This is a genomic window from Verrucomicrobiia bacterium (assembly GCA_035946615.1).
Lineage (GTDB): Bacteria > Verrucomicrobiota > Verrucomicrobiia > Limisphaerales > UBA8199 > DASYZB01.
In genome coordinates, this window is sequence record DASYZB010000158.1 from 1 (window position 1) to 7,297 (window position 7,297).

The following is a 7,297-nucleotide window of genomic DNA, read 5'->3' on the forward strand; positions in this document are numbered from 1 at the left end:
CCCCCAGGACCTGGCCCAATCCCCACTGGCCCGCAGCTATCGTGAATTCGAAAGCCAGATCCTCACCTTCCTCCAACAAAAACACGCTGCTTGAAATGTGACTCAACAACCTACAATTTCAGAATTCAAGGACTCTAGACGGAGACGCCGCCATGCGCACGAGCTTGTTTTGTGGTGAGCCCCCGGATTCTCGTGGGTTTACACTTATTGAACTGCTGGTGGTGATCGCCATCATCGCGATTTTGGCCGCGATGCTGCTGCCGGCGCTGAATCGCGCCAAAAAGAATGCACACACGGTGGTCTGCCTGAGCAATCAGCGGCAGATAAATCTGAGCTTTGGTGTGGCTAAAGACGGGCTGAATGGCAGGTTCGACCAGCCGGGACTGGGTGACTGGTACGCCAATGAGGTTGGACGCCTCGGCTCTCCGTGGATTTGCCCGAGCGCGCCGATAGTGCTTCCGTGGCCGGATTCTAACCGGGAGTTTATCAGGTTGGGGAGTGCCGTCTCTGCCTGGATGTTTCCCGACTGGCGGGATTTCTATTATTTCAAGGGGGCGCCAAACGTCCCTTCTACAAAAAACGAGCGTCGGGCAGGAAGTTACGCGATGAATGGGTCATTTTTTGGAAAGGCTATTGATCTGCGGTTTCGGCACAACGACTTTGGTTCGTTCGATGGAATTAACTGTTTCGTGACGGAGAATTGGATAAAGCAGCCCATGTGGACCCCGCTTGTCGCCGAGTGCAGGGAGAGCACGTTGATGCCAGCGGCGACAGACCGGCCCGCAATCAATCTCCGCGACTGTACTCCTGCTCATGATTGGACCATGGGCACAATGACTATGCCACGTCACGGCAAAAGCCCTTCGTCGGCTCCGACGTACTGGCCGATGAATCAGCCGCTGCCAGGGGCGATTAACGTTTCATTTTATGACGGCCATGGCGAGACCGTCCAACTGGATCGCTTGTGGCAGTTGTATTGGGGACCGTATTATCAGCCGCCCGCCAAGCGCCCGGGATTGTGAGACAATCCCATCATGACTACGTAGCAATCCGCCACATCCAACAACAGTTTCTAATGCATGAACTCCGAGCACCAAGCAGCAGCGCCTATCAGGAGAGAAGACCCATCGACTATCAGGCGCGGTTCCGCCCGTGATGAGGGTGGCGCTGGTCGCTTGCGCTGGTATTTCAAGAGCGTTATCTTTCTTTTGGTCGTCAGCGGCTTGGGAAAACTGCTAAGCTTAGCCGGTCATGCGAAGATTCTGGATGCCGCCGATCCAGTCTTGGGACTGGCCTACCGTTGGATCATGCTGGGTAGCGGCGTGGCTGAATTGGTGCTCGCGGCCCTGATTGCGTCGCGTTTCGGGCGGCAGTTCCGGACCATCGTTGTGTTCTGGATCGGCTTGGCTTTTTGCAGTTATCATGGGATGCTGGCTCTGCTCGACCCAGCGGCCCCTTGCCCCTGCCTGGGAACAATCTCCGCGCAGTTTGGGCTGACGCCAAAAATAGCGGGGCGCTTGGCACTTTCCCTGGCAGGCTATTTCTTGGTCGGCCCGCTTGCGATCTGGGCGGTATCGAGGCTGAGGAAGCCGGGGGAGCCTGCTGGGTTCAATGCGCTTCCGGGTCAGGTATGAGGAATGCGCCGGCGCCAACGACTGGAGTGAACAGAAATGCCCCGTCAAATCGGGCTCGCTCTTCGACACCAGCCTCACCGGCTTTGCTCCAATGGCTAAAAAGCCATCAGGAAAAGGGAGGCGTGTTCATAGGTTTATTTGCGCTGGCGTTGTTCTTCAGGGCAACCGGGCTCGGGTTCGTGGCTTGGGACCGCGAGTTGGTGCAATCTCCAGTAAGGTTCGGACTTTCATCAGAGGGGCTGCTGGTGGCATTCCAGAGACCGGATTCCTGGGATGGAGTAATCGGTCCCATGGCGGCTATTGCTCACATGCTCGACTTCCAGATGTTTCGTCTGGATGCCTCGTCCCAACACCTGACAAGCCTCTGGTTCCATGTGGCGAACACGATTCTGCTATTTGCGATAGTTAAGAGGCTGGTGAGTTCCTGGCTTCCCGCCTTTTTGGCGTCGGCGGGTTTTGCGTTGCACCCGCTTCAAACGACCTCGGTGGTCTGGCTTTCCCAGAGGAGAATTCTTCTGGCGACGATGTTCGTCCTTGTTGCTGCATACTGCTGGCTTGAATATCGCCGCCGTCTGGACCGGCGGTTCATTGCGGGAACGTCGGTCGCAGGTCTAATAACTGCGCTCACCTATCCGCCTGCAGCGTTGACGTTGCTCCTTCTGCCGGTGCTGGCCCGCGAGAAACAACGTGCCACGTCTCAACCTAGTTGTCCAAAGACGGATGAACCTGCGAGGATAAAACCCGACTCTCTCAGGAGCGCCGGACCCGGGAACCGAACCTGGAGGGCTGAAAACAACGGCCGCGCTCATCAGAGTGCCGCGCCGGGTACGGACGCGGCCTGCTCCGCGGGTTCGCCGCTCGGCTGGGTTTCTTTGACGCTAGGGATTGTCTTTGGATGCAGCGCGTTGGCCTGGGGTCTCTGGAAGATTAGCCTTCCGTTCGAGGGCAGGCTTCTGGGGCTTGGTCCGTGGGAGTTGGCGGGTGTGGCAGGCACGCATTTGATCGATGTTCTCTCGATCTTGTTTCGTTCGGCGGCGGCGCTGGCGACATTCGGGACCGTGGGTCCGATCTCGATGCTGAATCCGGCCGATGTATCCATCGAGCGGCTGGGGCAGGCGTCCGCAGCCGCGCTGGTTCTGCTGGTTTTTTGGGCAGCCAAAAAAGGAGTCGCCCGACAGGTGCTCGCGGGCCTCTTGTGGTTTGTTCTTGTTGGATTTGTGGCTTGCTCCTTTTCCCCAGAGAATGCGTTTGCGCCCGTGCAGTGGGCCTATCTTGCCAACGCGGGACTGTTTTTCTCAGCAGGGTGTTGCGCGGCGCGGTTGCTCGGTGTGGTCCCGCGACCGGGTGCCGTGGTGGGAGTTGCAATGGTGGTCGTGGCAGGGATGGCTTTTTGCGCCAACAAGCAAATCAGCGATTGGTCGAGCAGCGAGCGGCCGTTAAGAAAGTCCCTGATCGAGAATGCCGGGAAATGGCAGAGTTGGCGGTTTTGGCAGTGCGAAGGCGTTCAGAAGATGGACGCTGGGGATGATGTCGCGGCCAGGAGTTGCTTCCGCCGGGCGCTGGCTGAGGAGTTCGATTCCAGGTCGCTGGCTGCGCTTGGGTTCCTGGAAAGACGTCAGGGCCGGCCGCGCCAGGCCCGGCTTACGTTCCAGGACATAGTCACGTCCGGCCAGTCCGCGGCCCTCGGCCACACGGGGTTGGGGATGCTAAGCGCGGATGCTGGGAATCTCGCCGGCGCTGCTGCGGAATATGCTGCCTCGCTCGCGGCCGACCCGTGGGATGCGCAGGCGTTGGCTGGCCTTGCTATGATCCGGGCTTGTGCGCCAGACACCGCACTTCGCAACGGCGTAGAGGCCTTGGCCCTTGCAAGACGGGCACTGCGCGTGACGAAGAGCTCATGGACTGGAGCCATGACTGCCGCGGCAGCCGCTCATGCAGAGCTTTCCGAGTACCGGCAGGCGCAGGTGATGGCCAAAATGGCGCTCTTCTGGACAGCACATCTTGGGGACACGAACGAAATAACTCCGTGCCAGCAACGCCTGGAATCCTATGAAGCCTCTAAACCGTGGAGAATGCCGATGGGCGAGGCGGGGACTAACGCTTCCCCAGGGCGAGCCGGGCGAACTGCCGGAAACCCTGTGCCAATACCTCTCCTTTAAGGGGTCCCCGTTCACTTGATCGCAACAACAGAAGAACTGCACTTGCCGCTGCTTTCGCGCAGCGTGCGGCGCTGCCCTCGGTGGCTATGGATTGCCCTCGCCATCGCCAGTACCGTTTGTCTCGCCGGAGTTGTGACCCTTGCGGGGCCGCTTCACTCGGCGATCCAGATTGGAGGAGACGAGTTCTTCGAGGTGAACAAGGGGCTCCTGTGGGCGAAGGGCTTTCGGCTGTATAAGGAGGTGTGGAACGATCAGCCGCCACTACACACGATTATGCTAGGCATGGCGTTCAGATGGTTCGGCCCCACGATAGGGGTGGCCCGAGCCCTGGCTGTGTGGTTCGGGCTGTTATTGTGGGCAGCCCTCTTTTCTTTGGTGAAACGGCACTCAGGCAAAGTTGGAGCGTTCACGGCTCTGGCCTGCCTTATTGCGGCGCCGCAGGTATTGATGCTGAGCGTGTCCGTTATGCTGGAGGCGCCTGCCATAGCAGTGGGGCTTTGCGCGGTTTGGGCTGTATTCGAATGGGAGGAGAACAGGCATCCGGCAATGCTCGCCTTCTCCGGTCTCTTGCTTGCCGCCGCCATGCAAATCAAATTGACGGCCGGTATCGTTGCCCCGGCGCTGGCGCTACAAATCCTGCTGGCCTCAAGAGGAGAGAGCAAACTCGCGCTCGCGCTTGATGGTTTGCGAACCCTGGCATTCTGGGGCTTTGCGTTTCTTGCCTCCTTTGTGGCACTCGGGTTTGCGTTGGGCGAGAGTTTCGACCTGCTTTGGACCTCGCATTTTTCCTCGGATATCGTGCAGGAACTGAATGAAGAGAACAACTGCAGCTTTTCATTCCAGTTTATAACGGATCACACGGAAGCCATTTGGGGAGTTGCCGCCGCCGTTTTCATCGCTGCTGCGCGCCGGGAGTGGCGGACTGTGGCCTTTCCGCTTTCCATGCTCCTGACCGTTATGGCGATACACCTTCACCATAGGCCGTGGTGGCCCTACTATTATCTGCACTTCGCCGTCCCTATCGCCTGGCTGACAGGCTATGCTGTCGCTGGTTTCCTGGGAACGGATGAATATCCAACGGCCGGAGTCCCGCTTGGCTCAACCGGAAACCGCCTTATGGCTGCGGGCCTCATAACACTGCTGGTTTTCAGCGGGGGTTCTCGCTTGGTTTCCGAAGTGGAGCGGATACTACACCTGCCGAAGGTAGAGGACAGCGCGCTTCTGGCGAAGATGAAATACTACGGCCCGAACACCAGGTGGACCTTTGCCGATGGAGCCGGGATTCTACCCTTCCACGCCCGGTTGCTGGTCATCCCGCAGCTCGCTGTGATTCCAGCAACGCGGGTTTGGTCCGGCAGAATTTCCGAGGCGGAGGTTCTTGCACTCGTAAAACGCTACCGCCCTGAGCAGCTTTTGTTGACCGAGTCAAAACTGGGGGTGTGTTTGAACGGCCTCGCAGAAACAGAATATGTCTGTGTCCAGAAATCCGGGAAGTCGCGTTTGTTCGTCAGTAAATCCATTTTCGATTCTCGAAAAGGGCCGGCCAGGTGAAGAGCATCGGCACAATGAACGCAGCCATTCTAACATTCGGAAAATGGGTTCGCCTGAGACAATTCGTAAAATTCTGCCTGGTTGGAGGCAGCGGCGTGATCGTGGACATGACGGTCCTTCGCTGCCTTGTGGGGGCGCTGGGGTGGAACCTGAGCCTAAGCAAGTTCTGCTCGGCAGAATTCGCCATGTTGAGCAACTTCGCCCTCAATGAGGTGTGGACGTTTCGCGGACATATCACGGGTGCAGGTAATGGATTTGGCCTGTTCGGCCGCCTCGTGAAGTTCCAGGCCATTTGCGGCGCTGGGATTGGTTTCGCTGTCCTGCTTCTGAACTTATTCTACCGCCTGCTTGGGTTAAACCTTTACGCCGCGAACCTTCTGGCCATTCTGATGGTGACGGTCTGGAGTTTCTGGATGAACGCGCGATATAATTGGGGCCAGCCGCGGCGCGCGATCAGAGAGGGACAGGAGGAGAGCTAATGAAGGAAGCCGGTAAAACCGGGCGGCTGGACTTGGATGTAATCCCCGTCCCACCGCCCGCGCCCACGCCGTGCAGTGCCGGCAAAAACCAGATTGCCAGGTTGATGGAACGATGGAACAGCGCTAGGTTAGTTAGATTGCTCAAGTAAGCCCAACTGGCCTAAAACCCGAGCGATTCGCCCGCGAAAGCAGAGGCGCCCATGACTACACAAGCGACTCTTAACTATCCGTACAGTTTCAGCCCCGGGGTGCCAATGCCCTGAACGCCCAATTGGGAGTTCGGTTTTATCATGCGCGCGATGGTCCTCGAAACCCCCGGCCAGGCACGTCCATGCGCATCTGGTTAAAATATTCAAAGGCTCGGTGTTCATGATGGGACGCAAGCAATCAGAAGCTTTTTGCATTAACCATAGCGGAAATGCTGAAAATCTAACCCAAAATTAACCCCTCTGGACTCTCGATCTCTGGCTCTGGCCGTGTCTTTATGGGAACGTTGCGATGAGCTTTTGGATTCAATTACCGCCTCTGTCCGGCCGCCGATGGTCGCCTTCTCGGGGAACTCAAGGGTGCGGAACGGCGCGGGGTTCCGTGCGAGTCAGGTTCGGCGCTTCTTGTTTAGTTTTGGCGTTTGTGGTCCTCTCTGTACGCATGGCCCGCGCAGATGAGACCTCTCGGATGGACCAAGCTGCGGGGGGGTGATTCCGAAAACCGGTATGAGTACGCACCAGGTCTGAAAAATTGGCTCCTGCCGACGAGAATCACTTGTGGAGCTAACTGGACGGCAGAGTTCACGTCGGTCGAACTCTCCGGCAACTCGCAGGCAAAGTCGCGTTTTCAATATCAGCGCTTTGCGAATCGCGACTCGGGTCTGCTCGTGGTCAGCCTCAGGTAGCACGCCAGGGAAGTTCGACGGTTCAGGTTCAACGATTTGTCGGACGGTATGCGTCAGATCGCTGGATTCTGGGTGACAAAACAGCAGATTTGCTCCGGCAGCTATTTTTATTCTTTTGTGCCGTGACGGCGGGTACCGTAGCCGTAGCGGCCGCAAGAGAAAAGAGAAAAAGTCAAAATCAACAACACAATGAAAACTAAAACGACAAACCTAGCGCTCGTTGCCGCCCTTTGGGCGGTTCTTGTGGTGGGCACGTACGCCCTAAATGCCTGCTGTTACACTCCCGAAAATGAGGACGCCTGCCGAAACGTTCTCATTTCGCCTCCCGACAGTACCGTGACCATAAATGGAGAAGAGTGCGATATAACATCTGACTCTTCATACGATGATCAAGTAGGGTGGAATTTCCAGACATGCACATCAGGCGTATGTGCTTGGAATACAACTGACATTTTGGCGCTAATTTATGGGAGGTTATTGGAGGTTCAGACCTTAGTTTTCCGCAGTGTTGCGCGGTTTTGCTGCTTTCAAGAGCTTTCCAACTCACAGGAGCGGTCCTCTGGGTGACTTTAAAATACCTTC

The 7,297-nt window shown here is 57.3% G+C and carries 5 protein-coding genes; all 5 read left to right on the forward strand.

Annotated elements, in window-relative coordinates:
- Positions 1-152: 152 nt before the first annotated feature.
- The 5 genes from VG146_22980 to VG146_23000 all read left to right on the forward strand — a co-directional run bounded on the left by VG146_22980 (position 153) and on the right by VG146_23000 (position 5,823).
- On the forward strand, positions 153-1,022 hold the full coding sequence (locus VG146_22980) for a prepilin-type N-terminal cleavage/methylation domain-containing protein (protein HEV2395226.1): 870 nt from the start codon (positions 153-155) through the stop codon (positions 1,020-1,022).
- Between the two features lie 57 nt (positions 1,023-1,079).
- Complete coding sequence (locus tag VG146_22985; GenBank protein HEV2395227.1) at positions 1,080-1,634, forward strand: MauE/DoxX family redox-associated membrane protein; 555 nt, start codon at positions 1,080-1,082, stop codon at positions 1,632-1,634.
- A gap of 122 nt (positions 1,635-1,756) precedes the next feature.
- A complete protein-coding gene (locus VG146_22990; protein HEV2395228.1) occupies positions 1,757-3,793 on the forward strand; it encodes a hypothetical protein in 2,037 nt (678 codons plus the stop codon).
- Positions 3,794-3,808: 15 nt separating this feature from the next.
- Positions 3,809-5,344 (forward strand): glycosyltransferase family 39 protein, encoded by a 1,536-nt coding sequence (locus VG146_22995; GenBank protein ID HEV2395229.1) that lies wholly within the window; start codon positions 3,809-3,811, stop codon positions 5,342-5,344.
- A gap of 14 nt (positions 5,345-5,358) precedes the next feature.
- Positions 5,359-5,823 carry a GtrA family protein gene (locus VG146_23000; protein HEV2395230.1) on the forward strand — a complete coding sequence of 155 codons (465 nt, stop codon included), beginning with the start codon at positions 5,359-5,361 and terminating at the stop codon, positions 5,821-5,823.
- Positions 5,824-7,297 lie beyond the last annotated feature (1,474 nt).

What these genes read in the sequence shown, in the direction of transcription:
- VG146_22980 (HEV2395226.1), top strand. Translation starts at nt 153, where the DNA reads ATGCGCACGAGCTTGTTTTGTGGTGAGCCCCCGGATTCTCGTGGGTTT.
- VG146_23000 (HEV2395230.1), top strand. Translation starts at nt 5,359, where the DNA reads ATGAACGCAGCCATTCTAACATTCGGAAAATGGGTTCGCCTGAGACAA.
- VG146_22985 (HEV2395227.1), top strand. Translation starts at nt 1,080, where the DNA reads ATGAACTCCGAGCACCAAGCAGCAGCGCCTATCAGGAGAGAAGACCCA.